Source organism: Actinoallomurus sp. CA-150999 (assembly GCF_050942425.1).
Lineage (GTDB): Bacteria > Actinomycetota > Actinomycetes > Streptosporangiales > Streptosporangiaceae > Actinoallomurus.
Map to the genome: position 1 here is coordinate 2,291,251 of NZ_CP192063.1, position 26,835 is coordinate 2,318,085.

32 protein-coding genes are annotated in these 26,835 nt (G+C 70.0%); 16 read left to right on the forward strand and 16 right to left on the reverse strand.

The genetic code is table 11. The annotated features are described in order from the left end of the window. Window positions 1-49: 49 nt before the first annotated feature. Both ACQP2O_RS10880 and ACQP2O_RS10885 read right to left on the reverse strand, forming a co-directional pair. Window positions 50-571, reverse strand: coding sequence for a TetR/AcrR family transcriptional regulator (locus ACQP2O_RS10880; protein WP_433182334.1), 522 nt, complete (start codon window positions 569-571; stop codon window positions 50-52). Window positions 572-603: 32 nt separating this feature from the next. Next, on the reverse strand, window positions 604-1,191 hold the full coding sequence (locus tag ACQP2O_RS10885; RefSeq protein WP_433182336.1) for a TetR/AcrR family transcriptional regulator: 588 nt from the start codon (window positions 1,189-1,191) through the stop codon (window positions 604-606). A gap of 70 nt (window positions 1,192-1,261) precedes the next feature. On the opposite strand from ACQP2O_RS10885, the gene ACQP2O_RS10890 reads away from it, so the two are divergent. Continuing rightward, window positions 1,262-1,954: an SDR family oxidoreductase gene (locus tag ACQP2O_RS10890; protein ID WP_433182338.1), complete on the forward strand. Its 693-nt coding sequence runs from the start codon at window positions 1,262-1,264 to the stop codon at window positions 1,952-1,954. 67 nt (window positions 1,955-2,021) lie between these two features. Next, window positions 2,022-3,176 carry a cysteine desulfurase family protein gene (locus ACQP2O_RS10895; protein ID WP_433182340.1) on the forward strand — a complete coding sequence of 385 codons (1,155 nt, stop codon included), beginning with the start codon at window positions 2,022-2,024 and terminating at the stop codon, window positions 3,174-3,176. A gap of 118 nt (window positions 3,177-3,294) precedes the next feature. Here the strand turns inward: ACQP2O_RS10895 and ACQP2O_RS10900 are convergent, their stop codons facing one another. After that, window positions 3,295-4,296 carry a DUF695 domain-containing protein gene (locus tag ACQP2O_RS10900; RefSeq protein WP_433182342.1) on the reverse strand — a complete coding sequence of 334 codons (1,002 nt, stop codon included), beginning with the start codon at window positions 4,294-4,296 and terminating at the stop codon, window positions 3,295-3,297. Window positions 4,297-4,946: 650 nt separating this feature from the next. On the opposite strand from ACQP2O_RS10900, the gene mnmA reads away from it, so the two are divergent. After that, complete coding sequence (mnmA, locus tag ACQP2O_RS10905; RefSeq protein ID WP_433182344.1) at window positions 4,947-6,044, forward strand: tRNA 2-thiouridine(34) synthase MnmA; 1,098 nt, start codon at window positions 4,947-4,949, stop codon at window positions 6,042-6,044. 11 nt (window positions 6,045-6,055) lie between these two features. Here the strand turns inward: mnmA and ACQP2O_RS10910 are convergent, their stop codons facing one another. Both ACQP2O_RS10910 and ACQP2O_RS10915 read right to left on the reverse strand, forming a co-directional pair. After that, complete coding sequence (locus ACQP2O_RS10910) at window positions 6,056-6,361, reverse strand: winged helix-turn-helix domain-containing protein (protein ID WP_433182346.1); 306 nt, start codon at window positions 6,359-6,361, stop codon at window positions 6,056-6,058. Beyond that, on the reverse strand, window positions 6,361-6,801 hold the full coding sequence (locus tag ACQP2O_RS10915; RefSeq protein WP_433182348.1) for a hypothetical protein: 441 nt from the start codon (window positions 6,799-6,801) through the stop codon (window positions 6,361-6,363). The genes ACQP2O_RS10910 and ACQP2O_RS10915 overlap by 1 nt, the downstream gene beginning before the upstream one ends. Window positions 6,802-6,917: 116 nt before the next feature. Here ACQP2O_RS10915 and ACQP2O_RS10920 point away from each other — a divergent pair, with 116 nt between their 5' ends. Beyond that, window positions 6,918-7,733 carry an LLM class F420-dependent oxidoreductase gene (locus tag ACQP2O_RS10920; protein WP_433182351.1) on the forward strand — a complete coding sequence of 272 codons (816 nt, stop codon included), beginning with the start codon at window positions 6,918-6,920 and terminating at the stop codon, window positions 7,731-7,733. 6 nt (window positions 7,734-7,739) lie between these two features. On the opposite strand, the gene ACQP2O_RS10925 is transcribed toward ACQP2O_RS10920, so the two are convergent. Continuing rightward, complete coding sequence (locus ACQP2O_RS10925) at window positions 7,740-8,906, reverse strand: serine hydrolase domain-containing protein (protein ID WP_433182354.1); 1,167 nt, start codon at window positions 8,904-8,906, stop codon at window positions 7,740-7,742. 200 nt (window positions 8,907-9,106) lie between these two features. Here ACQP2O_RS10925 and ACQP2O_RS10930 point away from each other — a divergent pair, with 200 nt between their 5' ends. Both ACQP2O_RS10930 and ACQP2O_RS10935 read left to right on the forward strand, forming a co-directional pair. Continuing rightward, the gene (locus ACQP2O_RS10930; protein WP_433182357.1) at window positions 9,107-10,822 is read left to right on the forward strand and encodes an NAD-dependent malic enzyme; all 1,716 of its coding nucleotides are present in this window, start codon (window positions 9,107-9,109) and stop codon (window positions 10,820-10,822) included. After that, window positions 10,819-12,330: a class II fumarate hydratase gene (locus ACQP2O_RS10935; RefSeq protein ID WP_433182360.1), complete on the forward strand. Its 1,512-nt coding sequence runs from the start codon at window positions 10,819-10,821 to the stop codon at window positions 12,328-12,330. Before ACQP2O_RS10930 ends, ACQP2O_RS10935 begins: the two co-directional genes overlap by 4 nt. Before the next feature lie 34 nt (window positions 12,331-12,364). On the opposite strand, the gene ACQP2O_RS10940 is transcribed toward ACQP2O_RS10935, so the two are convergent. Then, entirely contained in the window at window positions 12,365-13,312 is a 948-nt protein-coding gene (locus ACQP2O_RS10940) for a quinone oxidoreductase family protein (protein WP_433182363.1), read from the reverse strand. A 109-nt stretch (window positions 13,313-13,421) separates the two neighbouring features. On the opposite strand from ACQP2O_RS10940, the gene ACQP2O_RS10945 reads away from it, so the two are divergent. Beyond that, on the forward strand, window positions 13,422-13,886 hold the full coding sequence (locus tag ACQP2O_RS10945; RefSeq protein WP_433182366.1) for a MarR family winged helix-turn-helix transcriptional regulator: 465 nt from the start codon (window positions 13,422-13,424) through the stop codon (window positions 13,884-13,886). 22 nt (window positions 13,887-13,908) lie between these two features. On the opposite strand, the gene ACQP2O_RS10950 is transcribed toward ACQP2O_RS10945, so the two are convergent. Beyond that, window positions 13,909-15,069, reverse strand: coding sequence for a pyridoxal phosphate-dependent aminotransferase (locus tag ACQP2O_RS10950; protein WP_433182369.1), 1,161 nt, complete (start codon window positions 15,067-15,069; stop codon window positions 13,909-13,911). Between the two features lie 51 nt (window positions 15,070-15,120). On the opposite strand from ACQP2O_RS10950, the gene ACQP2O_RS10955 reads away from it, so the two are divergent. Continuing rightward, the gene (locus ACQP2O_RS10955; RefSeq protein ID WP_433182371.1) at window positions 15,121-15,666 is read left to right on the forward strand and encodes a helix-turn-helix domain-containing protein; all 546 of its coding nucleotides are present in this window, start codon (window positions 15,121-15,123) and stop codon (window positions 15,664-15,666) included. Between the two features lie 63 nt (window positions 15,667-15,729). Here the strand turns inward: ACQP2O_RS10955 and ACQP2O_RS10960 are convergent, their stop codons facing one another. Further along, the gene (locus ACQP2O_RS10960) at window positions 15,730-16,116 is read right to left on the reverse strand and encodes a RidA family protein (RefSeq protein WP_433182374.1); all 387 of its coding nucleotides are present in this window, start codon (window positions 16,114-16,116) and stop codon (window positions 15,730-15,732) included. Window positions 16,117-16,189: 73 nt separating this feature from the next. Here ACQP2O_RS10960 and ACQP2O_RS10965 point away from each other — a divergent pair, with 73 nt between their 5' ends. After that, entirely contained in the window at window positions 16,190-17,098 is a 909-nt protein-coding gene (locus tag ACQP2O_RS10965) for a LysR family transcriptional regulator (protein ID WP_433182377.1), read from the forward strand. Between the two features lie 89 nt (window positions 17,099-17,187). Here ACQP2O_RS10965 and ACQP2O_RS10970 read toward each other — a convergent pair whose 3' ends face one another. Further along, window positions 17,188-17,649 (reverse strand): nuclear transport factor 2 family protein, encoded by a 462-nt coding sequence (locus ACQP2O_RS10970; protein WP_433182380.1) that lies wholly within the window; start codon window positions 17,647-17,649, stop codon window positions 17,188-17,190. After that, window positions 17,649-18,080 (reverse strand): nuclear transport factor 2 family protein, encoded by a 432-nt coding sequence (locus tag ACQP2O_RS10975; RefSeq protein ID WP_433182383.1) that lies wholly within the window; start codon window positions 18,078-18,080, stop codon window positions 17,649-17,651. Before ACQP2O_RS10975 ends, ACQP2O_RS10970 begins: the two co-directional genes overlap by 1 nt. 104 nt (window positions 18,081-18,184) lie before the next feature. Between ACQP2O_RS10975 and ACQP2O_RS10980 the strand changes: the two genes are divergently transcribed. Further along, entirely contained in the window at window positions 18,185-18,472 is a 288-nt protein-coding gene (locus tag ACQP2O_RS10980; protein WP_433182386.1) for a hypothetical protein, read from the forward strand. A gap of 80 nt (window positions 18,473-18,552) precedes the next feature. On the opposite strand, the gene ACQP2O_RS10985 is transcribed toward ACQP2O_RS10980, so the two are convergent. Then, window positions 18,553-19,101, reverse strand: coding sequence for an HD domain-containing protein (locus tag ACQP2O_RS10985; RefSeq protein ID WP_433182389.1), 549 nt, complete (start codon window positions 19,099-19,101; stop codon window positions 18,553-18,555). A gap of 290 nt (window positions 19,102-19,391) precedes the next feature. Between ACQP2O_RS10985 and ACQP2O_RS10990 the strand changes: the two genes are divergently transcribed. After that, window positions 19,392-20,000, forward strand: a complete 609-nt coding sequence (locus ACQP2O_RS10990; RefSeq protein ID WP_433182392.1) for a TetR/AcrR family transcriptional regulator — start codon at window positions 19,392-19,394, stop codon at window positions 19,998-20,000. A gap of 11 nt (window positions 20,001-20,011) precedes the next feature. Here ACQP2O_RS10990 and ACQP2O_RS10995 read toward each other — a convergent pair whose 3' ends face one another. Then, a complete protein-coding gene (locus ACQP2O_RS10995) occupies window positions 20,012-20,431 on the reverse strand; it encodes an ATP-binding protein (protein ID WP_433182394.1) in 420 nt (139 codons plus the stop codon). A gap of 118 nt (window positions 20,432-20,549) precedes the next feature. Here ACQP2O_RS10995 and ACQP2O_RS11000 point away from each other — a divergent pair, with 118 nt between their 5' ends. Together ACQP2O_RS11000 and ACQP2O_RS11005 are read left to right on the forward strand one after the other, a co-directional pair. Further along, entirely contained in the window at window positions 20,550-21,212 is a 663-nt protein-coding gene (locus ACQP2O_RS11000; RefSeq protein ID WP_433182397.1) for a Scr1 family TA system antitoxin-like transcriptional regulator, read from the forward strand. After that, window positions 21,196-21,357 carry a DUF397 domain-containing protein gene (locus ACQP2O_RS11005; protein WP_433182400.1) on the forward strand — a complete coding sequence of 54 codons (162 nt, stop codon included), beginning with the start codon at window positions 21,196-21,198 and terminating at the stop codon, window positions 21,355-21,357. The genes ACQP2O_RS11000 and ACQP2O_RS11005 overlap by 17 nt, the downstream gene beginning before the upstream one ends. Here ACQP2O_RS11005 and ACQP2O_RS11010 read toward each other — a convergent pair. Further along, complete coding sequence (locus ACQP2O_RS11010) at window positions 21,300-21,869, reverse strand: TetR/AcrR family transcriptional regulator (RefSeq protein WP_433182403.1); 570 nt, start codon at window positions 21,867-21,869, stop codon at window positions 21,300-21,302. The genes ACQP2O_RS11005 and ACQP2O_RS11010 overlap by 58 nt on opposite strands. A gap of 90 nt (window positions 21,870-21,959) precedes the next feature. On the opposite strand from ACQP2O_RS11010, the gene ACQP2O_RS11015 reads away from it, so the two are divergent. Continuing rightward, the gene (locus tag ACQP2O_RS11015; RefSeq protein WP_433182405.1) at window positions 21,960-22,361 is read left to right on the forward strand and encodes a nuclear transport factor 2 family protein; all 402 of its coding nucleotides are present in this window, start codon (window positions 21,960-21,962) and stop codon (window positions 22,359-22,361) included. A gap of 264 nt (window positions 22,362-22,625) precedes the next feature. Here ACQP2O_RS11015 and ACQP2O_RS11020 read toward each other — a convergent pair whose 3' ends face one another. Beyond that, entirely contained in the window at window positions 22,626-23,096 is a 471-nt protein-coding gene (locus ACQP2O_RS11020) for an acyl-CoA thioesterase (RefSeq protein WP_433182408.1), read from the reverse strand. Further along, window positions 23,074-23,418 (reverse strand): hypothetical protein, encoded by a 345-nt coding sequence (locus ACQP2O_RS11025; protein WP_433182411.1) that lies wholly within the window; start codon window positions 23,416-23,418, stop codon window positions 23,074-23,076. Before ACQP2O_RS11025 ends, ACQP2O_RS11020 begins: the two co-directional genes overlap by 23 nt. A gap of 261 nt (window positions 23,419-23,679) precedes the next feature. Here ACQP2O_RS11025 and ACQP2O_RS11030 point away from each other — a divergent pair, with 261 nt between their 5' ends. Both ACQP2O_RS11030 and ACQP2O_RS11035 read left to right on the forward strand, forming a co-directional pair. Continuing rightward, complete coding sequence (locus ACQP2O_RS11030) at window positions 23,680-25,698, forward strand: WD40 repeat domain-containing serine/threonine protein kinase (protein WP_433182413.1); 2,019 nt, start codon at window positions 23,680-23,682, stop codon at window positions 25,696-25,698. 108 nt (window positions 25,699-25,806) lie between these two features. Then, window positions 25,807-26,811: a methionine synthase gene (locus ACQP2O_RS11035; protein WP_433182416.1), complete on the forward strand. Its 1,005-nt coding sequence runs from the start codon at window positions 25,807-25,809 to the stop codon at window positions 26,809-26,811. Window positions 26,812-26,835: the final 24 nt, after the last annotated feature.

A 26,835-nucleotide genomic window follows, 5' to 3' on the forward strand; every position in this document is an offset into this window, starting at 1 on the left:
GGACCGGCACCCGATCGGGCGCCGGCTCGGTCGTTGGTGGTGGTGGCCGCTACAGCAGGGCGAGCAGCCGTTGGCGCAGCGTCTCCAGCTGCGCCTCGTCATAAAGGTCGGGGTCGTGCATCACGACCTCCCAGAGCCCCTCGGCCGCCAGCCGCGCGACCTGGGCGGCGACCGGATCCGGGTCGTCGGCGGGGTCGCGGTCGTGCCAGCGGTGCATCGCCTCGCGGAGCTGCGTGAGCAGCGTCGGATCGGCGGCCGCCGCGCTGACCGTCGCCCATCGTCGCAGCAGCCGCGAGTGGTCGCGGTCCATGACGACGGCGAGGTTCGCCTCGACGAAGGCACGGGTGTACGACCCGGGGCCGCTCGTCTCGTACGCGGCGATCAGCGCGTCGAACTCCTCGATCAGCCGCTCCACCAGGCCCCTGATCAGGGCCTCTTTGTTGGGGAAGTGGTAGAGCAGCCCGCCCTTGCTGACCTGGGCGCGCTCGGCGACCGCGGACAGCGTGAGCGCCTGGGTGCCCTGCTCACAGAGCAGAGCCTCGGCGGCATCAAGGAGAGCATCTCGTTTCATGACATCTCTACTATACCGTCCGGACGGTACAGTTATTCCCCGATACGGACAGACCGTGCGATAAGTGCCGCGATGTCCTCGGCGGTGGCGTCGTTCAGTGGGGCGTGCTGAAACAACATGCGGTACCAGAGCACGCCGTACACCACGTCCAGCAGCAGTCCGAGATCCTCGTCGGCGGAGATCTCGCCGCGGGCCACGGCGCGCTCCAGTATCGTGCGCAGCGCCGCGCGCCGGCCGGCGAGGAAGCGGTCGCGGAACGCCTCGGCGAACACCGGGTCGAGCAGCGACTCGGCCAGCAGGCCCATCAGGATCGGCCGCGACGGCTCCTGCATCCCGAACGTACGGCGGAGGAAGACGCCCAAGTCGGCTTCGAGGCCGCCCTCGTCGGGGATCGGGATGCCCTCCGACGCCATGTTCAGCAGGGCGTCGAGCGCCACCTCCGCCTTGGAGCGCCACCACCGGTAGATCGTCTGCTTGCCGACGCCGGCCCGCGCCGCGATTCCCGCCATCGTCAGCTCGCCGTAGCCGCGATCGACGAGCTCGTCGTGCGTCGCCTTGAGGATCGCCAGCCTGGCCGTCTCGCTACGGGGACGTCCGGGGCGTCGGGTGCCGTCGCTCATGGCCTCACTTTACAAGACTCGGCGTCTCGAATATATTACGAGACGAAGCGTCTAGATATTTGGAGACATCATGCGCGTTGTCGTGATGGGTGGTACGTCGGGCATCGGGCTGGCGATCGCCGAGAGCTGTGCCGCGAACGGTGACGAGGTGCTCGTGACCGGACGCGACCCGAAGAAGCTGGAGGCGGTCGCCGCCAAGGTCGCCGTGGCCGAGTCCGTGGACGGCCGGTCCGAGGAGGACGTGCGCGCGTTCTTCGCCCGGCACGGCCGGTTCGACCACCTGGTCCTCACGCTGAGCAGCGCGAGCGGCGGCGGCACGCTGCGCGACCTCAAAATGGACGACCTGCGCGCCGGCTTCGACGGCAAGTTCTACCCCCACCTGCTGGCCGCGCAGGCGGCCCTCGACACGATCGCCGAGAACGGGTCGATCACCTTCATCACCGCCGCCAGCGCCCAGGGCTCGATGCCCGGCACGGCTGGCCTGGCGGCCGTCAACGGCGCGCTGGAGTGCGCCGTGCCGCCCCTGGCCGCCGAACTGGCGCCGATCCGGGTCAACGCGGTCTCCCCGGGCGTGATCGACACGCCGTGGTGGTCGTTCCTCCCGGAGGAGCAGCGGCGCGAGCAGTTCGCCGGCTTCGCCGAGCAGACCCCCGTCGGCCGGGTCGGCCGCCCCGGCGACATCGCCGACGCGGTCCGCTACCTCATGGGCGCCGGCTTCGTCACCGGCACCGTGCTCAAGTGCGAGGGCGGCCTCACCCTCTGAGCCGCCGTGGCCGGTCCGTGCCGCCGCCGTGGCCCACCGGCGGCGGCACGGATAGGCTGATCTCGCCATGGTGTACCTGGATCACGCGGCGACCACGCCCATGCTGCCCGAGGCGATCGAGGCGATGACCGCGGAGCTCTCGCGCATCGGCAACCCGTCGTCGCTGCACGCCTCCGGCCGCGCCGCCCGCCGCGTCGTCGAGGAGTCGCGGGAGATCATCGCCGAGGCGATGGGGACCCGGCCCAGCGAGGTGATCTTCACCAGCGGCGGCACCGAGGCCGACAACCTCGCCCTCAAGGGCGTCTTCTGGACCCGCCGGAGCGCCGACCCGGCCCGGACCCGCGTCCTCGTCAGCGCCATCGAGCACCACGCGGTGCTCGATTCCGCCCAGTGGCTCGTCGACCACGAGGGCGCGACCGTCGAGCACCTGCCCGTCGATCCGGACGGCCGCGTCCAGCCCGACACCCTCCGGGCCGCCATCGACCGCGACCCCGGCACGGTCGCGGTCATCAGCGTCATGTGGGCCAACAACGAGATCGGCACCATCCAGCCGGTCGCCGAGCTCGCCGCGATCGCCCGCGAGCACGGCATCCCGTTCCACACCGACGCCGTCCAGGCGGTCGCGCAGCTCCCGGTCACCTTCGCCGCGGACGCCATGACCATCACCGGGCACAAGATCGGCGGACCGGTCGGCGCCGGCGCCCTGCTGCTCGCCAAGGGCCTCGACCCCGTCCCCGTCCTGCACGGCGGCGGCCAGGAGCGCGACGTACGATCCGGCACCCTCGACACCGCCGCGATCGTCGGCTTCGCCGCCGCGATGCGCGTCGCCGTGGCCCGCCGCACCGCCGAGGCCGAGCGCCTCGCGCGGCTCCGCGACGACCTCATCGACCGCGTCCGTACGGCCGTGCCCGACGTCGTGCTCAACGGCGACCCGAAGGACCGGCTCCCCGGCAACGCGCACCTGTCCTTCCCCGGCTGCGAAGGCGACGCGCTGCTGATGCTGCTCGACGCCCGGGGCGTCGAGTGCTCGACCGGCTCGGCGTGCTCCGCCGGAGTCGCCGAACCCAGCCACGTCCTCCTCGCCATGGGCGCCGACCTCGCGCGGGCCCGCGGCTCCCTGCGGTTCTCCCTCGGCCACACGACCACCCAGGCCGACATCGACGCCGTCGCCGAGGCCATCGGCCCCGTCGTCGAACGCGCCCGCCGCGCCGGCACCGCCTGACCACCGGACGGCACCGCCGCGCACCTGGGCCTGGCGGCCGCCGCCGTGACGTGGCCAGGGTCCGCGTCGGTGGCTCAGCACCGCCCTGACCGCGCCGGCACCGCCTGAGCCGTTCGGCTCAGGGCTGGTACGGCTCCAGGACCTCCCACGCCGGATCCGGCTGCGAAGAGACCTTCGCCCGGCCCTCAGCCCAGGCCGCCGCGAGCTGGTCCAGCTCCGCGACCACGCCGGAGTCCGGATCGACGTACAGGTGGAACACCCGCCGCCCGTCGCCGCTCTCGTGCGCGGCCAGGACGGCCCGCTCGCCCATCGCCTCGATCGACTTCTCGAACTCCCGCAGCGCCGACGACGACGGCTCGACCGGAAGCCGATCGGGGTTGGCGTGCGCGTACGGCAGCGCCACCGCGACGTACAGGTCGCACAGCGGATGGTCCTGCCGGTGCAGCGGGAAGCGCACGGCCACCCGGGCGGCGTGACCCAGCGGCGTACGGCCCTCGCCGGTCAGCCACGCCGGCTCGGAGAACGGCGCCGCGACCTGCTGGACGACCGCGGACAGCATCGACGGCGGCAGCGCGTCCATCGGCTCCCCGGTGACGACGGTGACGTTGCCGACCCACCGCGCCACGTCGTCCTCGCCCAGCGCCCAGTCCAGCACGCGGTACGTGAGAGCGAGCTGCGTCTCCTCGGGCACGAACAGGAAGTCCGGGTGGTACGCCGTGACGTCGACGCGCGCCCGGCGCGCGTCCGCCCGCAGCCCCGTCTTCACGTAGGTGAGGTCGAACTCGTGGTCTTCGAGCTGAAGCTTGCCGTCCAGCATGTCCGGATCGGCGCCCCGCGCCGGGCGGTACTCCCAGCCGTCGTCGGGCGCGGCCCGATACCAGCGCTCGGCGATACCGCGCAGCTCACCCACCCCGCCGCCGCTCACCGTCAGGCTCGGCCCCGGACCGATCTCCCACTCGAGGTCGGGGTGCATCGCCTCGACATGCTCGCTGATCTGCTCGGCAACGTCCTCGGGCACGCCACCGTCCAGCCGTTCCCGAGCCTCCGGCCACCACTCCCAGAACCGGGCGATGGCGGCGTTGGGCGACGGATTACCTGGAGAGCGTCGGAAGATTCCCATGGTGCGGCCAATCGTACGGCCGACGGTCACCGTTCCAGACTACGCACGCCCGTTTCCCCACCGAGAGCTTAAGGGATGAGCTCGACACTCGTCGCTGAGAGTGACCACTTCTGTGCGGAGTGGCTTGACACGCGTCCCTTTCGCGCGGCAACCTATGGACACGAGCCAACCTCGTAGGGGTTGGAAGTGAGGCCGGGACCCCCCGCACAGCCGGGAGCCCGGTCTCGCGCGTTTCAGGGCCGGAGAGCCATGCGACGACGAACCGCGTTCCCTGTACGGATCCCAGGATCGCCGCGAGTTCGTTCTTGCGATGACGATCCTTGATCCGTGAAAGGTGAAGGCGGCGATGGCCTTTCGGGTCGGTGTCCTCATCTCGCAGGAGCCCGCTTAGCAGCGCCTCGCACTGCGCAACGTGAGCGCTTTCCGCTATCGCTGCGGCTATGAGGTAGATGCCCGTTCGCGCGAGCGTCGGCTCGGCGTCGGCCTCGTCCAGGTATGCAAAGGATCCCACGCGGCGCACCGTAGACGATCCGAACACGCTACGTGTGTGGATCGCTACAGATCGCAGCCATGATTCCCTCTTCGTCCGGGTATGTCGGTCGGGACGGTTGGGCGGGGAGGGGGTGGGAGCGCGTACCCTCGTTGAGGTCATGACTCTTCGCGTACTCGCCGCCATGTCGGGCGGTGTCGACTCCGCCGTGGCCGCCGCCCGTGCCGCCGAGGCGGGGCACGACGTGACCGGCGTGCACCTGGCGCTCTCGTCCAACCCGCAGTCGTACCGCACCGGCGCGCGGGGGTGCTGCACGCTCGAGGACGCCCGCGACGCGCGGCGGGCCGCCGACGTGATCGGCATTCCGTTCTACGTGTGGGACATGGCCGAGCGGTTCGACCGGGATGTCGTCCAGGACTTCGTCGCCGAGTACGCCGCGGGCCGTACGCCCAATCCGTGCCTGCGCTGCAACGAGAAGATCAAGTTCCAGGCGCTGCTGGACAAGGCGCTCGCCCTGGGCTTCGACGCGGTGTGCACCGGCCACCACGCGCGGCTGGCCGACGGGGTGCTGCGCCGGAGCGTCGACCTCGGCAAGGACCAGTCGTACGTCCTGGCGGTGTGCACGCGCGAGCAGCTGGCGCACGCGATGTTCCCGCTCGGTGACATCACCAAGGCGGAGGTGCGCCGGGAGGCCGAGCGCCGTGGGCTGGCGGTGGCCGACAAGCCGGACAGCCACGACATCTGCTTCATCGCCGACGGCGACACGCAGCGCTTCCTGGCCGATCGGCTCGGCGCGGAGAAGGGCCGGATCGTCGACACGTCGGGCGAGGTCCTCGGCGAGCACGACGGCGCCTTCGCGTACACGATCGGCCAGCGCAAGGGCCTGCGGCTCGGCCGCCCGGCACCCGACGGCCGGCCGCGCTATGTCCTCGACATCTCGCCGGTGGACAACACGGTGACGGTTGGGCCCCGTGAGGCCCTGGACGTCCACGAGATCCACGGCGAGCGCCCGGTCTGGCTGGGCGAGCCGCCGACCGCGCCGTACGACTGCCGGGTGCAGTTGCGGGCGCACGGCGAGGTGTACGACTGCACGGCGGTCGTGGACGGCGACGTGCTGCGGATCTCGCTGCGCGCGCCCGCGCGCGGCGTGGCCAAGGGCCAGGCGGCGGTGCTGTACGACGGCGACCGCGTGCTCGGCTCGGCGACCATCGCCGCGACGTCCGCGCGCCCCGCCCTGCAGGGCGGAACGCGTGCCTGACTCCGCGCGGGTCACGCCTTCTGCTGGTGCCGTGCCGACGCCACGATCTGTTCCAGCGCCGCCGCGTGGCCTTCGAACGCGGTCCGCCCCTGGTCGGTGAGGCGGACGAGGGTGCGGCGTCCCTTGCCGGACCGCTCCTTGCGGACGGTGACGTATCCGGCCGCCTCCAGCGCGGCGACATGCTTGGACAGGGCGGAGTCGCTGGTCCCGATCGTGTCGCGGATGAAGCGGAACTCCACCCAGTCGGCGGGCGCGAGGAGCGCCACGATCGACAGCCGGGCCGGGACGTGGATGAACTCGTCGAACCGTGGATCCATCACCCCTCCCGTCGCATCGCCGACCGTAGCCGACGGTACAACCACGGGTTGACCAGCAGGAAGGTCACCGTCATCCCGGCGGCTCCGATCGTGTACGGCAGCGGCAGGTCGAGGGCGCCGGCCAGGCTGCGCAGGCCGACGTAGATCCCCAGCATGATCACGGCGGCCAGTGGCATCAAGACGGCGGCGCGGCCGGTGTACCGGGAGCGCTGGAGCCGGGCGTTGCGACGCTTGATCGAGATACTGCTCATCACGGCGAGCAGGCAGCCGCCCATTCCGATGTACGGGGCCGGGTCACCGGTGTAGTCCGCGACCGAGCACATGCCGAAGAGCACGATGGGTGCGGTGGCGGCGTACCAGCGGGGGAGTCTGCCGATGGCGGCGTCGACGGTCTGTTCGTCGCGCTTCCGGATCTCGCGCAGCGCTTCTTCTGGAGTCAATGGGCACCTCTCTCCGCTAGTGCTTTCCCCTAAGGAAAGTACCACCTACTTTCCTTAGGGGAAAGTAGGGATGCCGGGCGAGCCGGCGGGCCGACCGCCCGCGTAAGGTCGGGAGAATGAGATTCGGTGTATCGACCTTCGTGACCGATGAGGGCATCGGACCGGCCGAACTCGGCCGGGCGCTGGAAGAACGCGGATTCGCGGCGCTGTACATCGCGGAGCACACGCACATCCCGGTGAGCCGCGAGACGCCGTACCCGGGCGGCGGTGACCTGCCGCGCGTCTACTACCGGACCCTCGACCCGATCGTCGTGCTCACGGCGGCGGCCGTCGTCACCGAGCGGCTCACCCTGGGCACCGGAATCGCGCTCATCCCGCAGCGCGACCCCATCGTCTTCGCCAAGGAGATCGCCTCGCTCGACCTGGTCTCCGGCGGGCGGGCGGCGGTCGGCATCGGCGGCGGCTGGAACCGCGAGGAGATGCGCGACCACGGCACTGACCCGAAGACCCGGATGGACCTCATGCGCGAGCGCGTCCTCGCCATGAGGGAGATCTGGACGAAGGACGAGGCGGAGTTCCACGGCGAGCACGTCGACTTCGACCCGATGTTCTCCTGGCCGAAGCCGGTACGGACCCCGCCGATCATGGTCGGCGGCTGGGGGCCGAAGACGTTCGACCGCGTCCTGGAGTACGGCGACGGCTGGCTGCCGATCGCCGGGGAGGTCGACCGGCTCGCCAAGGGCGTCAAGGAACTGCGCGAGCGCGCCGGCCGCCACGTCCCGGTCACCGTCTACGCCACTCCCGCCAAGCGCGAGGTCGTCGACAAGGTGATCGCCGCGGGAGTGGACGAGATCCTGCTGTTCCTGCCGACCAAGCCCGCCGACGAGACCCTGCGCCGCCTCGACACGATGGCCGACCTCATCGCCGACTAGCCGGGCTCAGCGGTCTTCGGCCGACCTCCACAGGGCGGTGAGCAGTGCCCGGCGGCGCGAGTCGACGGGTTCGGCGTCCCGGAGCCGGTTCATGCAGTACGAGAAGCCGACGCGCTTCTGCGGCCAGGCGGCGTGCACGGACCCGCCGGCGCCATCGTGGCCGAAGGCGTCGGGTGCCGGGCCGAGGGCCCGCAACGGGGTCTGGAGCTGGAAGCCGACCCCGTAGGCCATCGGGTCCCCGCTGAACGGATCGGTGCCTTCGGCGAGCGGCGACCGTCCCTGTTCCAAAGCAGCGGGGCCGAGGAGGGTGCCTCCGTCGAGCACGCCCCCGCCCGCCAGGCAGCCGTACAGCCGCGCCATGGAACGGGCGGTGCCGATGGCGCCCGCGCCCGGGATCTCGGCCTCGTGGAAGGCCCGCGAGTTCCAGGGAATGCGGTCCGCGGGGAAGACCGGCGGATTGCGCCAGATCCGGCCGAACAGCGCGTCATCGGCCAGCTGACGCGGATCGGCGGCCGGGCCGGTTCCCCAGTCGGGGGCGTACTCGAGGGTGCTGACGCGGTGTTCGTACGCGGCGGGCAGGCCGATCCAGACGTCCAGCCCGAGCGGCGCGGCGACCTCCTCGGCGAAGAAACGTCCCACCGTCCGGCCGTCGACCCGGCGGATCAGCTCGCCGGCGAGCCAGCCGTGGGTCAGCGCGTGGTAGACGAGACCGGCTCGAGGGTCGGGGTCGGGTGCCTGGGCGGCGAGCAGGCCGGCGAGTCTCCGGGGGTCGGTCAGGTCGGCTTCGGCCAGCGGCGACCGGATCCCGGGCATCCGAGCCTGGTGCGAGACGACGTCGCGGACGCGTAGGTGGCCCTTACCCTCGGCGGCGAACTCCGGCCAGTGATCGGCGACCAGGTCGTCGAGTCCGAGCAGGCCCCGGTCGATGAGCATCAGCAGGCAGACGGCGACCAGGCCCTTGGTCCCGGAGAAGATCAGCTGCAGCGTGTCCTGCCGCCAGGGCCGCGCGGCGGCGCGGTCGGCGAGCCCGCCCCACAGGTCGACGACCGGCCGCCCGTCACGGACGGCGGCGAAGGCCGCGCCGACCTCGCCGCGGTCGGCGAAGTTGCGCTCGAACTCCTCGGCCACCCGCTCGAAGCCGGGTGCCACGAACCCCTCGATGTTCAATGTCATGACGGCAAGCCTGCGATCTCGTGGTCGGCGGACACGAGTAGTCGGGAGGACATCATGCGCAAGAATCCGGCCGTGATCGCCAGGTAAGGCATGGGGAAGGCTTGGGCTGCGTTTGGTGCGTCCGGCGGTTCCGGTGGGCAGGGCTGCGTACGAGCGTGTGCGCTCCTTTTTGGGCCATCCCGGAGACGTTGGAGGCGGCAATGCGACGCAGCGGGCGACCGGCGGAAACCCCCCAGATCTTCGAGGAGGCGGACGGCGGCTACGTCACCTCCGCGCGCGGGCTGGAGGTCCTGCGCGAGCCGCTGCTGAACAAGGGGACGGCGTTCACCCCTGCGGAACGCGACGAACTCGGATTGCACGGCCTGCTTCCGCCGGCGGTCGAGACGATCGATGAGCAGGCGCGCCGGGCGTACGCGCAGTATCAGGCGCAGGCGACCGATCTGCTGAAGAACGTCTATTTGGAGGCCCTGCGCGACCGCGACGAGGTCCTCTACTACCGCCTGCTGTCCGATCACCTGCGGGAGATGCTGCCGATCGTCTACGACCCCACGGTCGCGCAGGCCATCGAGACGTACAGCCATGAGTACCGTCGGCCGCGCGGTGTGTACCTGTCCGTCGACGACGTGGACGGCATCGAGCGGGCCTTCGCGAACCTCGGCCTCGACTCCGATGAGGTGGATCTGGTGGTGGCGTCCGACGCCGAGGAGATCCTGGGCATCGGCGACTGGGGGGTGGGCGGGGCCGCCGGGATCGCGGCCGGCAAGCTCGCGGTCTACACGGCCGCGGCCGGGATCGACCCCGCGCGTGTCATTCCGGTGGCGCTGGACGTCGGGACCGGCAACGAGGCGCTGTTGAACGACCCGGGGTACGTCGGCAACCGGCACGCTCGGGTACGCGGGCGGCGCTACGACGACTTCATCGACGCGTACGTGACCACGGCCACCCGGACGTTCCCGAACGCGATGCTGCACTGGGAGGACTTCGGGCCGTCCAACGGCCGGCGGATCCTGGAGAAGTACACCGACCGGATCCCCACCTTCAACGACGACATGCAGGGCACCGGCGCGATCGTGCTGGCCGCGATGCTCGGCGCCGTACGGGTGTCCGGTACGCCGATGCGGGACCAGCGGATCGTCGTGTTCGGCGCCGGCACCGCGGGCATCGGGATCGCCGACCAGCTGCGCGCCGCGATGGTCCGGGACGGACTCGACCACGACACGGCCACCCGCCGGATCTGGCCGATCGACAGGCAGGGCCTGCTGGTCGACGACATGTCCGACCTGCGGGACTTCCAGGCCCCGTACGCGCGTCCGGCCTCCGAGGTCGCCGACTGGAAGAAGGACCTGCTCGGGGTCGTCCAGCGGGTGAAGCCGACCATGCTGCTCGGCACCTCGACCGTGCACGGCGCCTTCACCGAGCAGGTCGTACGCGCGATGGCCGAAGGCGTCGACCGGCCCGTCATCTTCCCGATCTCCAACCCGACCGAGCGGATCGAGGCGATGCCCGGCGACCTGCTCCACTGGACCGACGGCCGGGCGCTGATCGCCACCGGCATCCCGGTCAACCCGATCACGTACGGCCGCGTCACCTACTCCATCGCCCAGGCCAACAACGCCCTGCTCTACCCGGGCCTGGGGCTGGGCGCGATCGTCGCCCGCGCGCGGCGGATCAGCGACGGCATGCTGCAGGCCGCCGCCGAGGCCGTCGCCGGCATGGTCGACGCGGCCGGCCCCGGCGCTTCACTTCTTCCCCAGGTCGAGAACCTGCGCGTGGTCTCGGCGACCGTCGCGGTCGCCGTCGCCGAACAGGCGGCGCGCGAGAACCTGGCCCGCGCCGACCTCAAGGAGCCGGTCCAGGCCGTGCAGGACGCGATGTGGCAACCGGAGTACAAGCCGGTCAGGAGGCGGCGGTCATGACCACCGGCGATCCGGACGCCGGCGCCGCACCGCAGGTCAAGGACCTGCCCATCGGCCTCGCCGAGACCGGTACCCGCACCGAGACCGACTCGATCGGCGAGATCGAGGTGCCCGCGGACCATTACTGGGGCGCGCAGACGCAGCGTTCGCTGATCCACTTCGACATCGGCGACGACCGCATGCCCAAGGAGATCTACCACGCCTACGGCCACATCAAGAAGGCCGCGGCGATCGTCAACGCCGCGGCCGGCCGGCTCCCTCGGTGGAAGGCCGACCTGATCGCCCGTGTCGCCGACGAGGTGATCAACGGTGAACTCGACGCGGAGTTCCCGCTGTACGTCTGGCAGACCGGCTCGGGCACCCAGTCCAACATGAACGTCAACGAGGTCATCTCCAACCGGGCGATCCAGCTGCTGGACCGGCGGCTCGGCGGCAAGGACCCGGTGCACCCGAACGACCACGTGAACATGGGCCAGTCCTCCAACGACACCTTCGTCACCGCGATGCACATCGCCGCCGTCCAGATGATCGAGACCAGACTGCTGCCCGCCCTGGACCGGCTGCGGCACGCGGCGGAGGCCAAGAGCCGCGAGTGGGAACACGTCGTGAAGATCGGCCGTACCCATCTGGAGGACGCCACCCCGCTCACGGTCGGCCAGGAGTGGTCCGGCTACGCCGCCCAGCTCACCGACGCCACCGACCACCTGCGCGATGTCACCCGCGGGCTGTACCGGCTGGCGATCGGCGGGACCGCGGTCGGCACCGGGCTCAACGCCCCGCCCGGCTTCGGCGACGAGGTCGCCGCGAAGATCGCGGACCTGACCGGCCGGCCCTTCACCGGCGCGCCCAACAAGTTCGCCGCCCAGGCGTCCTGCGACGCGCTCGTACGCGTGTCCGCGGCGATCCGTGCCCTCGTCGCGCCGCTGTTCAAGTTCGCCAACGACCTGCGCTGGCTGGCGTCAGGGCCGCGAACCGGCCTCGGAGAGCTCACCCTTCCCTCGAACGAGCCGGGCTCGTCGATCATGCCCGGCAAGGTCAACCCGACCCAGGCCGAGGCGATGCTGATGGTCTCCATCCAGGTGATCGGCAACGACACCGCCGTCGCCATCGCCGGCGGCGAGGGCAACTTCGAGCTCAACGCCTTCCGCCCCGTGATCATCAACAACATCCTGCACTCGACGCGGATCCTGGCGGACATGATCGAGCACTTCCGCCTCTACCTCGTCGAAGGCGCCGAGCTCAACACCGGCAGGCTCAGCGACAACCTCGAACGCTCGATCATGATGGTCACCGCTCTCAGCCCGGTCATCGGCTACGACAAGGCCGCCCGGATCGCCCACCGCGCCCTCGACGAGGATCTGAGCCTCAGGGACGCCGCGCTGAGGTCCGGGGTCAGCCGCGAGCTGTACGAACGCGTCGTCGTCCCCGAGAACCTCACCCGGCCCGGAGTCGCCGACGCCGACGGACGAACGGCCTCGAGCGGCCACGCGCGGCACGACCGCACGTGAGAAGCCCCCGGCCGTTCGCCGCGGCCGGTCGTGCTCAAGCGATGCGGAGGATGCTCTTCCCACGGGTCTCGCCGTCGGCGAGCCGCTGGATGGCGGTATCGAGGTCGGCCGGCTCGTATTCGGCGGTGATGTCGATGTGGACCTGGCCGTCGGCGACGAGCCGGAGTGCCTGGCGGGCGCTGTCGGCGAGGCGCTCGGGGTGGGTCTGGCTGAGCAGGTTGCTGTTGTAGGTCAGCAGGGACTTGCCCTGCATGAGCAGGTCGTTGACGGAGACCTGGACGGGTTCGAAGGTGGCGATGTTCCCGTAGGCGACCAGCCGGCCGTGGGGGGTGAGCCGTTCCAGGCTGGCCCGGCGGGTAGCGCCGCCGATGGGGTCGAGGATCACGTCGAACCGCTCGTCGCCCAGGGCGTCGGGGAACCGATCGCGCGTTAGTACCTGGTCGTAGCCGAATCCGGCGGCGTAGTCGGCTTGGTCACCGTTGCCGACCACACCCGTGATCTTGGCTGCTCCGGCGTTCTTGGCGAACTGCACGGCCAGGGTGCCCACGCCGCCCGCGGCAGCGTGGATCAGCACGCTCTCGCCGGGCCGTACCCGGGTGACGGTGTTGATGAGGTCGTACGCGGTGGGGGTGATCCACCCGAAGCCCGCGGCGACGCGCGGATCCACACCGGTCGCGTCCAAGGTGAGGGCGGCGGAGGCGATGACCACGCCGGCGTAGGCACCGGCGCTGGTCAGCGCGGTGACCTGCCGGCCGACGCGGGCCGGGTCGACGCCGTCGCCTACCGCGATGATGCGCCCGGCGGCCTCGAAACCGGGAACGAACGGGCGTGGCACGGGGAAGTGGCCGCTTCGGACCAGCACGTCGCCGTACTGGATTCCGGCGTAGGCGACCGCGATGGCGACCTCCCCGGGGCCGGGGACGGGCTCCTCGAGGTCGGTGAGGCGGAACTGGTCGTCGGTGTCGAGAATGACGCCCTTCATGATGACAACCTCCTGAGTTGACTCAGTATGCTGATACCGATGCCGCTGAACGTAGTGAGTATCAGCATGCTGAGTCAACTCAGTCAGCTGTGAAGGTTTGGGTGATGTGATGACCGAGGTCCCGGTCGAGGAGTATCTGTGCACCCGGATCCGGCGTGCCGAGCAGACGCTGATGGGGCACCACGAGGCGGTGCTGCGTGGCTATGGGCTCACCATGACGCAGTACACGGTGCTGCTGACGCTCTCGCGTGAGGGCGGCATGTCCGGTGCCCAACTGGCCCGTGCCAGCGGCGTCACCCAGCAGACCATGGCCACCGTGCTCACCGGTCTGCAGAACAAGGGCCTCATCGTCCGTGAGCCGTCCCCGGTGCACGCCAAGGTCATGATCGCTGCACCGACCGAGCAAGGGCAGCGGTTGCTGGACCGGGCCTACCAGGAGGTGATCGTGCTGGAGCGTGCGCTCACCGACGCGTTCACCCCAACCGAGCACGCGTCCTTCTGTGAGCTCTTGGACCGCGCGACCGCCATCCTGGCCCGGCAGACCCCGCAGCCCGAGTCCCGGCCCACCGCCTGAGCCGGGTCGGCTGGCGTAACCGTCACCCGATCGCCCGGCGGAACCGGTCGCCGAGACCGGTGAGGCGCTCGACCGGCTCGTTGGCGAACACCAGGCGCAGGTGGCGGCCTCCGCTCGGGCCCCAGCCGTCCATCGGGGTGGCCGCGACCTTCGCGCGGTCGAACAGGCGCCTGGACAGCTCCGCCGGGGTCAGGCCGAGCGGGCCGGTGTCGATGAGCAGCGACCAGCCGCCGTGCGGCGGGACGACCGGGTACGCGGCGAGTTCTCGCAGCACCGTGTCGCAGCGCCGCCGCCACTCGGCCGTGGCGACGTCGGCGTCGGCGTCGGCGTCGGGCGCGTCCAGCGCGGCGGCCACGGCGTCCTGCGCGAGGCCGACCTGGCACACCACGTTGGTCAGGCCGACCAGCCGGACGTCGGCGAGGATGTCGGCCGGGCCGACGACCCAGCCGACGCGCCAGCCGATCATCCGCAGCTCCTTCGAGGCCGAACCCACGGTGATCGTCCGATCGGACAGCCCGTCATGGGACGCCGGATGGCTCGGACGCCGGCCGTCGAACCGGATGCGCTCCATCGCCGCGTCGTAGATCAGCCATGCGTCGTGCCGCTCGCACGCGTCGGCGAGGGCCGCCCAGTGCCGGTCGTCGAGCACGAGGCCGGTCGGCATGGCCGGGCTCATCATGATGACCGCCGCCGTACGGGGGCCGACGGCGGCGGCGAGCCGCTCGGGGTCGACGGTCCAGCCCTCCGCCGTCGCCTCCGTCGGCACGAAGCGCGGCACCCCGCCCGCGAGCCGGACCCGGTTCACCAGTCCCGCGTAGATCGGGTCGCACAGGACGACCTCCTGACCCGGCTCCACCGTGGCGAGCAGCGTGTTGAGGACGCCGTTGAGACCTCCGGCCACGCTCACGCACTCGGTGGCGGCGTCGTACGAACGCCCGGCGATCCGGCCGACGTGCGCCGCGGCCGCCTCCCGGAGCGACCGGCGCCCCTGGAACGGCAGGTAGCTGTTGGCCGCGTCGTCGTCGACGGCCGAGCGGGTCGCGGCGAGCGCGACGGCCGGTGGCCGGAGGTCGGTGTCGAGGTTCTCCAGCCGCAGGAAGCCGGGGTCGCCGACGGCGTCGGCGGCGTCACCGACCACGTCCACTCCGATCCCGGGAATGTCGCGCAGGCGGGTCACGGTCATGGTGCCCTCGATTCGCTATGCCGGTATGGATGTACCACTATGCTGATACGCATGGATGTTGGGCAAGTCGTCGGCGGCAACCTGCGGCGGCTGCGAACCGCGGCCGGCGTCTCGCTGGCCGACCTCGCGGCGGCGGGCGGGATCAGCAAGACCACCCTTCACGGCATCGAGCTGGGGCAGGCCAACCCCACCTTGAGCACGCTGTGGGCCCTCGCCACGGCGCTGAAGGTCCCGCTCGGCGAGCTGTTGGAGGCGCCCGCCTCGGCCGTGGAGGTCGTACGGTCGACGGACGACCGGCCCCGTGTCGAAGGCGACGCGGTCGCCGCCCGCCTCCTCCACCGCATCCGGATCCGCGGCACCGTCGAGGTGTACGACATCGAGGTGGCGGCCACGGCACAGCACTCGGACGCCCACCTGCCCGGCGTCGAGGAGTGCCTCGTCGTCACGGACGGACGCGTGACCACCGGACCGGCGGACGCCGCGACGGACCTCGCCGCGGGCGACTCCATCCGTTTCGACGCGGCGAGGCCCCACGTCTATGAGGGGCACGGCCCCCGCAACCGTGCCCTCCTCCTGATGCTGCATCCCGAACCCTGACCCGGACGTGCCTCCTGCAGGCGATCCGGCTCCCTCCGGTGGGGGAGGCACGCGCGTGCGCTACTACCGGCGGCGCCGCGCGTAGACCTCGATTTCGATCTTCATGCGCGGGTCGGCGAGGCCGCACATCATCATCGTGGCGGCCGGCCGGACCTCGCCGAAGTGGCGGCGCAGCACGGGCCAGCAGGGCTCGAAGTCCGCGCGGTCCGGCAGCAGGTACCGCACCCGGACCACGTCGCCGAAGTCGCACTTCGCCTCGGCCAGCGCGGCCCCGATGTTGCGCAGGCACTGCTCGGCCTGCTCGACGACGTCGTCGGAGATCGTCATGGTCGCGTAGTCGAACCCCGTCGTACCGGACACGTGAAGCCAGTCGCCGTCGACCACGGCTCGGGCGTACCCGATCCGCTCCTCGAAGGTGGAACCGCTCAGGATCGCGCGTCGCTCTGTCATGCGCCGAACCGTAGGCTGAGCAGCGGCGATATGTCTAATACGCAATATCTCATCAGGTGATATTTCTTAACGTATGGAGCGTCCCGAGCTTCCCCTCCAGCAGCTGTACGCGTTCACCGTGCTCGCCGAAGAACTCCATTTCGGGCACGCGGCCGAGCGGCTGGGCATCGCGCAGCCCCCGCTCAGCCAGCAGATCCGCCGACTGGAGGACAAGATCGGCCATCCGCTGTTCGATCGCGGGCCGGGCCGCGTCACGCTCACTCCGGCGGGGCAGGCGCTGCTGCCCTCGGCCCGGCAGGCGATCGCGGAACTGGCGGATGGCCTGGCGGCGGCCCGCGCCGCCGGCAGCGGCGAGGTCGGGCGGATCCGGCTCGGCTTCGCGGCCTCGCTGGCGCTGACCGTCCTTCCGCAGCTGCTGCGCACCCATCGGGAGCGCTTCCCCGGCGTCCGGATGGACATCCGTGAGATGACCACCGCACCGCAGATGGACGCTCTGCGCGAGGGCACGATCGACGTCGGCCTCCTGCGGGAGCCACCGGACGACGAACCGGCACTGCGCTTCCGGACCGTCCTGACCGAGCGGTTCGTGGCGGTCCTGCCGGCCGCGCATCCTCTGACCGCCGGGCGTTCCGTTCGCCTCTCCGACCTGGCGGAATCACCTTTCGTGCTGCTGCCGCGTGCGACCGGCCCGGGGTTGCACGACCAGATCATCGGCCTGTGCCGGGCGGCGGGCTTCACACCCCGGGTGGTGCAGCGCGCGGTGGAGTGGCAGACCGTCTGCGCCCTGGCCGGCGCGGGCCTCGGCGTCTCGTTGGCTCCCGAGAGCATCCGCCGGATCCGCCTGGGCGGCGTCGCCTACCGCCGCCTCGAGCCGGCCACGGCCCGTACGCGCGTCGCCGTCGCCTGGCGTGCGGACGACGGCGGCCCTCTCGTCGAACGATTGCTGGAGACCGTCGGCGAAGCCACGACGGCCGGGCGATAGTGGGCGCGTTGGTGATCGTTAGCGTGGCACTGGCCGTGCTGGCGCGGCTGAGCAGTTCGAAGACCTCATGACCTTCGTGTGCACGAGAATTATTTGCGATGAAATCTACGGCGGCCGGCCAGCGGCTCAAGGCCGGATCGCCACCAGGGCAGCCACATGGACGGCTGCCGCATTACCAGTTGTGCGAATGAGAGCGGGTCGAAGAACGCGTCGCGCCGGAGAACCTTTCCGGAATCCGTGAGCCATATCTTGTCGACGGCAGGGATCCGTGCCGGTACACGTCCGACGGTGGCGCTCAGGCGGTGCTCGATGAACAGGATGTCCGCGTCGCCGGTCCAGCTCAGCACGTCACTGCGGAGATCGGGCAGGAGCGCGAGGAGCCGTCCGGCCTCCTCCCGCCATTGACGTCGTCCTTTCATGCGCGGCAGTAGCGGCTGGTTCAGCTCGACGTCCTCGGCGAGAAGGCCATCCCAGGAATCGGGCTCGGGCCTGTCCCAGCTCGCGGCGAAACCCGCGACGACCTTCTCGTGAACGCTGTGCCAGTCGGCCATCACAGCGCCCCGAGTTGTTGCATCGCGGCGGCGATGTCGAGGTAGGTCTCCTTGCGGTGTACCAGCCTTCCGGCCATGCTGATCACGTCGACTCCGCTGAACCGGATCGGTTTCCCGGTCGGCTGGATGACGAGCCCGTCGAGCGGAAGCGGTACGGCCAGCGTCGCGGTGATCGAGCACTGGTGCACGAAGAAGCCGTCTCCGACACTGAGCCTGTCCGTGGCGAAATGAATGTCCGGCCAGAATGCCAGCAGCCCCGCGAAGACCTCACGGACTTCAGCGTGCCCGGCGACCTCGGATGAGCCGAGTAGATGCAGGCGGAACACGGTATCCTGAGTATGCATCGCCATGATTTCGTCCAAGGTATGGGAATTCCACGCCTGGCCGTAGTCGTCGACGATTTGCGAAAGGTCGTTATCGATGACGGTCATGAGCTCCTCCTGGTACGGCGGTCGTAGATCGTGATCTTGTCATCGGCGGTTGAGGGGCTTGGTCGTGGCTGGTCGCCACTTCACGCACGCCCAAGGGGGCCATCGTGATCGAGATGCTGGTCGGAGCGCTGATCTTCGGGACAGGGCTGGCGGTCGGTCGCCTGGTGCCCCGGCGCAAGCCCGAGCAAAAGGCCGTCGAGCGTGGACCGTTGTGCCAGTGCGGGCACGGTGCGTCGTTCCACGAAGCCGAGGGACGCTGCCGGGCAGGCGTCGAACGCGCAAAGTGGAACAACGGCGCCTGGACGGGCAATGAGCTGCTGCCTTGCGAATGCCAGAAGTACACCGGACCTGAGCCGCTGCCATCGTTCTACGCTCCGGAGCTGCCGGAGTAGTGGCGTGTCGGGCCTCAGCCAAGATCACGATCCACGGCTGCAGCACTAGGGAAATCGAGCAGTCCGTATCGGCTCCACGCTCAACGAATACGGTCCAGTGGATTGAGCGATACCGGCAGGCGCATGCCCGAACGCCAGAGCACTCCTGCGCGTGAACGAGGGCGTTCGGTGGCTTCACGCCGCATCAACTCCACGAAGTCTGAGGCAAAGCCGTTGCGCGGGTGCCGGTCGATTACCGTCCGGATCGCATCGGGTGAGAGCCGACGCGCTCGGGTGCCGCCGACGTCGAGGTGTGCGGCGTCGTGCAGTAGCCGGGCTTCCGGGCCCGACTCCGCAGGCATCCGGATGTTCATGTGCAAGGTGATCGCCTCGGCCGCGGCTTCGGCGAAGGACTCCGGCGCGTCGAAGGAGACCAGCGTGGCCAGTGCCACCTCGCCGCCGTGTACCGCGAAGCATTGGGCTTGACCGGGCCGGTAGGGGTCCATGAGCGCCAGATCGTGGAGCAGACAGGAGACGTAGAGCAGCTCCTCGTCGTAGCCGACACCATCGAGCCCGGCCAGTAGATCGGCCCACAACCAACAGCGCAGACAGTGGCCGAGGAGAGGTGCGGAGTACGTGGCCTCCGCCAACGCCAGGACCCTGCGAGCGAGCGCGCTGTCCGGTGGTTCACGCTCCACGACGACGGTGGCGGCCTTCGTCCGACCGCCGAGTAGTTCGGCGAGCTGCCCGAGAAGGGCGTCTCGAGCGAGTCGGAGCCGGTCGGGGAACCCGAGTGCACCCCTGGTGGCGATCGCCCACTCGCGTGTCCCCACTGGTGCCACAGCTCAGCCTCCCGGCACTTCCTGCAATCGTTGCAAGAGATCCGGCGATACAGTAACAGCCGAAACAGGTAGTTGCAATCATTGCAAGAAGGGGTGGTATGGACCCGCGGAGACAGCGGACCGCCGAAGCCCTGCTGCGCGCCGCTGAGGAGATCTTCAGCACGCGCGGCGTGGAAGAGGTGACCGTCGAGGAGATCGCCCAGAAGGCCGGGGTGGCCGTCGGCTCGATCTACAACCATTTCGGATCGAAGTCGGGTCTGCACGCAGCGGTCATCGAGCAGGCACTCGATGTCGATCGCGGCTACATGGACCGCGCCTACAAGAGAGAGCGCACGCCTGCCGAGCAGTTGTACGCCGCCGCAGACGAATACCTGGAGTTCTATCTGGCCCATCCGGAGTACTTCCGGATGCTGGCGTTCCCCGGCGAGCCGGGGCAGTACGCGGCCGGGCGTGAGGTCGCCGAACGCCTGGCCCGCTCGGTCGACGGACAGAACCGGCGGATGGTCGAGGCCCTTCGCCGTGGGATGGACGCGGGCGTGATACGAGCCATCGATCCGGCGGAGGCGGCCACCGTGTTGTGGGCGGCCTGGAACGGAGTGATCAGCCTCGGCTGGCGGCCCGACAGCCTGCGCCGTACCAACCCCGAACTACGCGAGCTGCTGCACACCGCCACCGACATCGTCGCCAACGGCCTCCTGGCCCGCTGACGGCCTCGTCGTCATCGGGCGGCAGTCGTCGCGAAGCGAGCCCACACGACCTTGCCGCCGTCGGCGGCGGGGTGGTGTCCCCAGGCGGTGGACAGTGCGGCGACGATGAACAGGCCGCGCCCGGTCTCGGCGACGAAGTCGGGTTGCCGAAGTTGCGGCCGGCCGGGGGCGTCGTCCCAGACCTGGAGCTCCAGAGCCTCCGCGTTCCACCGCCACTCGATGAGGGCGTGGATCGCGCCCGCCCCGGCACGCAGCGAGTTCGTCACCAGCTCCGTGACGGCCGTCTGCAGATCGTCGGTGAGGGCGGCCAGGTCCCAGCAGGCCAGCACCTTCGCCGACCATTCCCGTGCCTCGCCCGCAGCGGTCGGCCCCGCGGGAAACTGCCGGAAAGCGAAGATCCGTTCCTCTTCGGGGGATACCCGATCGGTCATGGCGTCGCCCGTCTTCCTCAGAGATCGTGCGCATTGCGTGGTCGCTCTGTAACAATGATCTCACTCTGAGTAATGCGGAAGATTCAAGCAGACTTCTGAACCCCCCCCGGAGGCAGCGATGACCGCCGCCGAGAACCTCGACCCCGACGAGTCCCTCTGGAACGCCATCGCCTTTCACCTGCGCTACGAACGCCAGAAGCGCGGTATGTCGCAAACCGAGGTAGGGGCCGTCATAGGCGTCAACAAACATGGGGTTTCGAACGCCGAAGCCGGCCGCAACAAGCTCACCCGCATCCAGGCCGACCGCCTCGACAAGGCCTGGGATACCGGCGGCCTCTTCGTACGCCTCCGCCGCTTCGCCCGCCTCAGCCACAACCCCGACTGGCCCGCCCGTGTCGGCTGCTATCAGCGGGAATCGGACCAGCTCAAGATCTTCCACAACGCGGCACTCCGCTCTATGGGCGGCCAAGTCGTCATGAAAGCTCAGCTCGAGTACCTGGTCGAGGTGAGTGCACTTCCGCACGTGTCACTGCGAGTGATTCCGTTCGCGGCTGCGCCGCATATCGGCGTCGACGGCTCATTCTGGTTCTTCGAACTGCCCGGTCGCCGCCTCGCGGCGTTTGCGGGGACCGTCTTGGACGTCGGTCGCGTGATCGATGACCAAGCGGAGGCTGCTGCCGTCTCAGTAAGATTCGACCGCATTGCCGCACGCGCTTTGAACGAGGACCAGACTCGCGACCTCCTAGTAAGGATGGTTGAGGACCATGACGGAATGGCGTAAGAGCAGCTACACCACCGGCAGCGGCGGGACCACCGAATGCGTAGAGGTCGCCGAGTTTTCCGTCGGCGGTGCGCCAGACGAGGTCGGTCAGTCGTCGGCTTTGGTGAGTGAGCGGATCGAGGGGCGCAGGATCTCGACGATCTGATCCGGGTCGGCGTCGGCGAGGGGGTCGAGCTTGATCAGATGCCGGCCGAGAACGACGCCGATGAGTACGGCGCTGATCAGCCCCGCGCGCAGGTCGGCCTGGTCGTCCGGGATGGCTTCGCTGATCTGATCCCGTTGGATGCGGGACGCCTCCCGAGCTTCGTGTGCCGCCTCGGGATGGGTGAGCATCGACCGGAGCACGGCCAGCGACTCGACGGGTTCGTCGGCCAGCGAACCTCGGAGCACGTCGAGTAGTTGTTCGGCGACCTGTTCCGGCGTGCCGCCGGGCAGGGGCGGGGGCCCGCCCTCGGTCGCCCGTGCGAAGAGCTCTTCCTTGCTGCGGAAGTAGTGCATGACCAGGCCGGGGTCCACTTCGGCGGCCGTCGCCACCGCGCGGATGGTGGTCCGGTCGTAGCCGGATTCGGCGAACAGTCGACGGGCCTGACCCAGGATTCGGGCCTCGGTGTTGCGCCGCTGCTCGGCCCGGGACGGCCGCGCCGAGGGATCACTCACGCGATTCATTGTACGAGTGTTGACCGAGCCGTCATCCCGTTCTACAGTCGTTGAATCAGTCATTGAACGATCGTTGAACGGGAGGCTGTGATGGAAGGTCCGCTGGAGGTTCTCGAACGGCGGCGGCGTCTGCTGGTCGCGGGGGACCTGGACGCGTTCGCCGATCTCTTCGCGGCGGAAGGCGTGATCGAGATGCCGTTCGCCGCCAAAGGACTCCCCGCTCGGCTCGAAGGCCGGGAGACGATCCGGGAGTTCTCGGCGCACGCCGCCCGGATGCCACTCGAGATCACCGACCTGCGCACGGTGCAGCTCCACCGCACCTCGGACCCGGAGGTGGTGATCCTCGAACTCGTGTCCGTCGGGCGAGTGACGACGACGGGGGAGACGTTCGAGGTGCCGTGCATCCAGGTGTTCCGGATCCGCGACGGCCGGATCGTGCTGTTCCGCGACTACGTCGGCGTCGGCTCCCTACCGGACCTCACGGCCGCCTGAGCGTCGCCATCGACGATTCCAAGGGATCCGAGATCAGAAGTCTGGGATCGGGGCCGTCGTGTGTCGATGTCGGGGGCGTCCCATGGCGAATGCCAGTGATTCGGGCGAATCGCTCGGGCGGGCCGAGGGCGCGCCGTCAGGAGGGTTCATTGAGGCCGAAGAAACTTCAGCCTCAATGAACCCCCCTGACACAAGGTGGCCGGGGCCGGGCGATGATGTGCCGCCGCGCCGGATCACGACCACACGCGCCTGGGAATCAAGCGCTTAGGCGGGTCGGGCGGAGTCGGAGGGGGCGGGGCGGAGGCCGAGGAGTTCGGGCCTGGCGGCGCGGGCCCGCCACTCGCCGGCGGGATCGGCGATCAGCCGGCGGGCTCCGAGGTCGAGCAGCCCGCTCACGTGATCGACCTCGGCGGCCACGGTGCCGTCCAGGTGCCTCATGAGGTGCCGGACGCGGTAGGTCTTGCCGTCGCCCCACTCCCAATCGCAGGACACGTCGACCTGGTCTCCGGCGCGGAGCTCATGGCGATACCGGATGACCGTCTCCAGGTTGACGGGTCCGAGCCCGTCGGCCAGGAGCTTTTCGACGGAGACCCCGGCGGCCCGTACGCACTGGAAGCGGGCATGGTCGCCGTACTGGACGTAGCAGCCGCCGTTGAGGTGCAGCTGCGGGTCCACCTCGGAGATGCGGACCTCCAGCCGGAGGCTGAACGGCTCAATGCCGGCCGTCGGTGTCATCGGAGGGCTCCTGTTCTGCCAGCCACTGCAGCGAACGTTCGGTCAGGTAGCGGCGGCCGTCCTCGCGGACCTCGAGCCAGTCGCCCCGGGCCCAGCCGCCCGCCGCCTGAGGAGAGAAGCCGTGCTTACGGAAGAGCGCACTCGCCTCGGATCGCGTCAGGCCCCGCGTCCCCCATTCGGCGATGAGGGAGCGGTGACGGCTCTCCGGAGGAGCCTCCGCCGGGTCGGCCGAGATCGCATCGGCCAGTGCCGCGAGGCCGGCGCTGATCTGGCGTAGTGCCGCGGCCACCTGATCGGTACGCCACGACGATGACGGCTCCATGGAAATAGCTTAGCAATCGGTACCGATTGCCAAGCTATGAGACTCGACGCCCGCCACCGCCGACCGGTACACCACGGCCGTCGAACAGCTGCGGCACCCTATGCTCTCTAGCGGACAATCGCGTTTTTTTGGAAACTCGTGGACGGCTTCGGGTGGGGAGAGGAAGACCTCGATGGAGGAACCACGTGCGGATCTTCTTACAGCCCGGTCGTTCACCCCCTCTGGTAGATCAGCGTTGGTCTCCGAGGCCGGGGAGAGCTGATGCGGAGTGGTCTGGAGTTGGTCGGCCGGTACCGGCTGGAGACGCCCCTCGGCCGCGGCGGCATGGGTGAGGTCTGGCAGGGGGTTGATCTGCGGCTACGCCGACGGATCGCGGTGAAGATCCTGCCGTTGACGGTCGCGGCCGATAAGGCCATGGTGGCGCGGTTCCGGCGGGAGGCCGAGATCGCCGCGACGTTGAACCATCCGGGGATCACCACGGTGTACGACATCGATGAGGACCAGTACGCGGACCAGCGCCTGCTGTTCTTGGTGATGGAGCTGATGCAGGGGCGCGACCTGGCCGCAGTGCTGGCCGGACACCCTGACGGGTTGCCCATCGCACAGGCGACGGACTGGGCGGTGCAGGTCCTCGATGCTCTCGCGGTGGCTCACCGGCAGGGGGTGGTGCACCGTGACATCAAACCGGCCAATCTGTTCCTGGTGGACGGTGGGCGGGTGAAGGTCTGCGACTTCGGGATCGCCCGCCTGGCCGACGCCACCAAGATCACCGCTACCGGCTCGTCGGCGGGAACCCCTCTGTACATGGCACCCGAGCAGATCCAGGGCCGTACCGTCGACCAGCGCACCGACCTGTACGCCTTCGGCTGCGTGCTGTATCAGATGCTGACCGGGATCACCTGGGTCGACACGAGCTCGGGCGTCGGTGCGATCCTCTACCAACACCTGGACCGAGCCCCGGCGCCCCCACGATCCGTACGGCCGGACATCCCCGCCCGGCTCGACGCGCTGGTGCTGGATCTGCTGGCCAAGCAGCCCGGCGACCGGCCAGGAGACGCCGCCACCATCGCCGAACGCCTGCGTGCCTCTCCCGAACAACCACATCAGGCGCATGGCCGGCAGCCCGCTCCGGCAGTGGTGGTCCTCCCACCGACCGAGGACTGGACGCCGTCCACGCACGCACAACCGGCCACGCCGGAGGCCGTTGCCAGGGACGTCGGGCCGGCAGCGGGGGAGTGGTCCCCCTCAGCCGCCGCCTCAAAGCGGATCGGGCGCCGCACCGTTCTCCTCGGCGGGCTGGGTGCGGCGGCTCTGGCCGCCGTCCCGGTAGCGGTGCTGCTCTCTGAGACCGGCCGCAAGAGCGCGCCTCCCACGACCCCTGTCAGCCCTGTTCACCCCACGGCCAGGGCCGTTACGGTGGCGCGCGTCGACATACTCGCCTGCGGCGGGTATGTCGACGCGGTGGCGTTCAGCCGGGAAGGCAAGACGCTGGCCACCTGCCAGGGCCACACCGCACGGCTGTGGAACGTGACCACCAGAAAGACCACCGCCACCCTCACCGGCCACCCCAAGGGCGTCGATGCGGTGGCGTTCAGTCCGGACGGCAGGACCCTGGCCACCGGCAGCTTCGACAAGACCGTCCGGCTGTGGAATGTGACCACCGGAAAGACCACCGCCATCCTTACCGGCCACACCGGCACGGTCAGCGAGTTGGCATACAGCCCGGACGGCAGAATCCTGGCCACCGGCAGCTACGACAAGACCGTCCGGCTGTGGAATGGGGCCACCGGAAACAGCATCGCCACCCTCACCGGCCACCCCGACTGGATCAGTGGGGTGGCGTTCAGCCCGGACGGCAGAACCCTCGCAGTCAGCAGCAGGGACGGCACCACCCGCATGTGGGACATGGCCAGCAGAAAGACCACCGCCACCCTCGACTACTCCGCTCCGCTGGCGTTCAGTCCGGACGGCAGGACCCTGGCCACCCGCGGCCCGGACAATACCGTCCTGCTGCGGGATATCGCCACGGGAAAGACCACCGCCACCCTTACCGGCCACACCAGTACGGTCGGCGAGTTGGCGTACAGCCCGGACGGCAGAATCCTGGCCACCGGCAGCTACGACAAGACCGCCCGGCTATGGGACACGGCCACCGGCATCAGCGTCGCCACCCTCACCGGCCACACCAGTTTCATCTTCTCGGTGGCGTTCAGCCCGGACGGAACAACCCTGGCCACCGGAGCCTGGGACAACACCACCCGGCTTTGGAAGATCCAGTGACTGGTGCCGACCGCACCACCCGACTCTGACCTGAACCTCGTGCGGCATACGAGGCAGCGGCGTTCGCTCATCGATTCGGAGGCCGTCGCCAGGCAATAAACTCTTGCCGTGCCTGATCTTCCGTGGACCATCGGAACCGCCACCGGCGTCGGTTCCCATCCCGGGGACGATCCCGCCGAGGCACTGCGCGTCGTCCTCGGTGAGCTCCCCGACCTGCCTTATCTCCCGGAGCTGCCGGACCGGGGGCCCGGCGCGGACATGGTCGGACGCACCGCCGGACTGCTCGCCGAGCTTGCCGTCGCGCTGCAGCCCTCCGGGTGGAGGTTCGCCGACCGGCCGGGACGGGACGTGTCCCGAGCCCGCAGCATGCTCGCCCGGGACCTCGACACGCTCGAGGAGCAGGCGGGGGAGTTCGAGGGACCGTTCAAGATCCAGGTCGCGGGTCCCTGGACGATGGCCGCGTCGATCGAGCTCAAGCACGGCGACCGCGCGCTCCGCGACGCGGGGGCCGTACGCGACCTGATCGCCTCACTGGCCGAAGGCGTCGCCGCGCACGTCCGAGACGTACGCCGGCGGCTGCCGCGTGCCACGATCCTCCTGCAGCTCGACGAGCCCGGCATGCCCGGCGTCCTGGCCGGGACCGTGCCGACCGCGAGCGGCTTCTCCCGCCTCCGCGCCATCGAGGCCCCGCTGGCCGAGGACGGTCTGCGGCGGGTGATCGAGGCCACGGACGCCTTCCCGCTCGTGCACTGCTGCGCTCCGCGCGCCCCGTACGGTCTGCTGCGGGCGGCCGGAGCGAAGGCGATCTCGGTCGACGCCGCCCTGCTGCGCGGCGCGGACGAGGACGCCATCGGTGAGGCCGTCGAGGCGGGGGGCGGGTTCCTGCTCGGCATCGTCCCCGGTACCGACACCCGCCTGCCGGCGCCGAAGCAGTCGCTGACCCGCGTCCAGGAGCTGTGGCGGCGTCTCGGTTTCTCCCCGAAGGTCCTCGCCGAGGGCGTGGTCGTCACGCCGTCCTGCGGCCTGGCCGGCGCCGGCCCACGCTACGTACGCACCGCGCTGAAGCACTGCCGCGAGGCGGCGCAGGTCCTGGCCGAGACCGCCGAGGACTGATCAGAACCCATCGGCTCGTCCGAG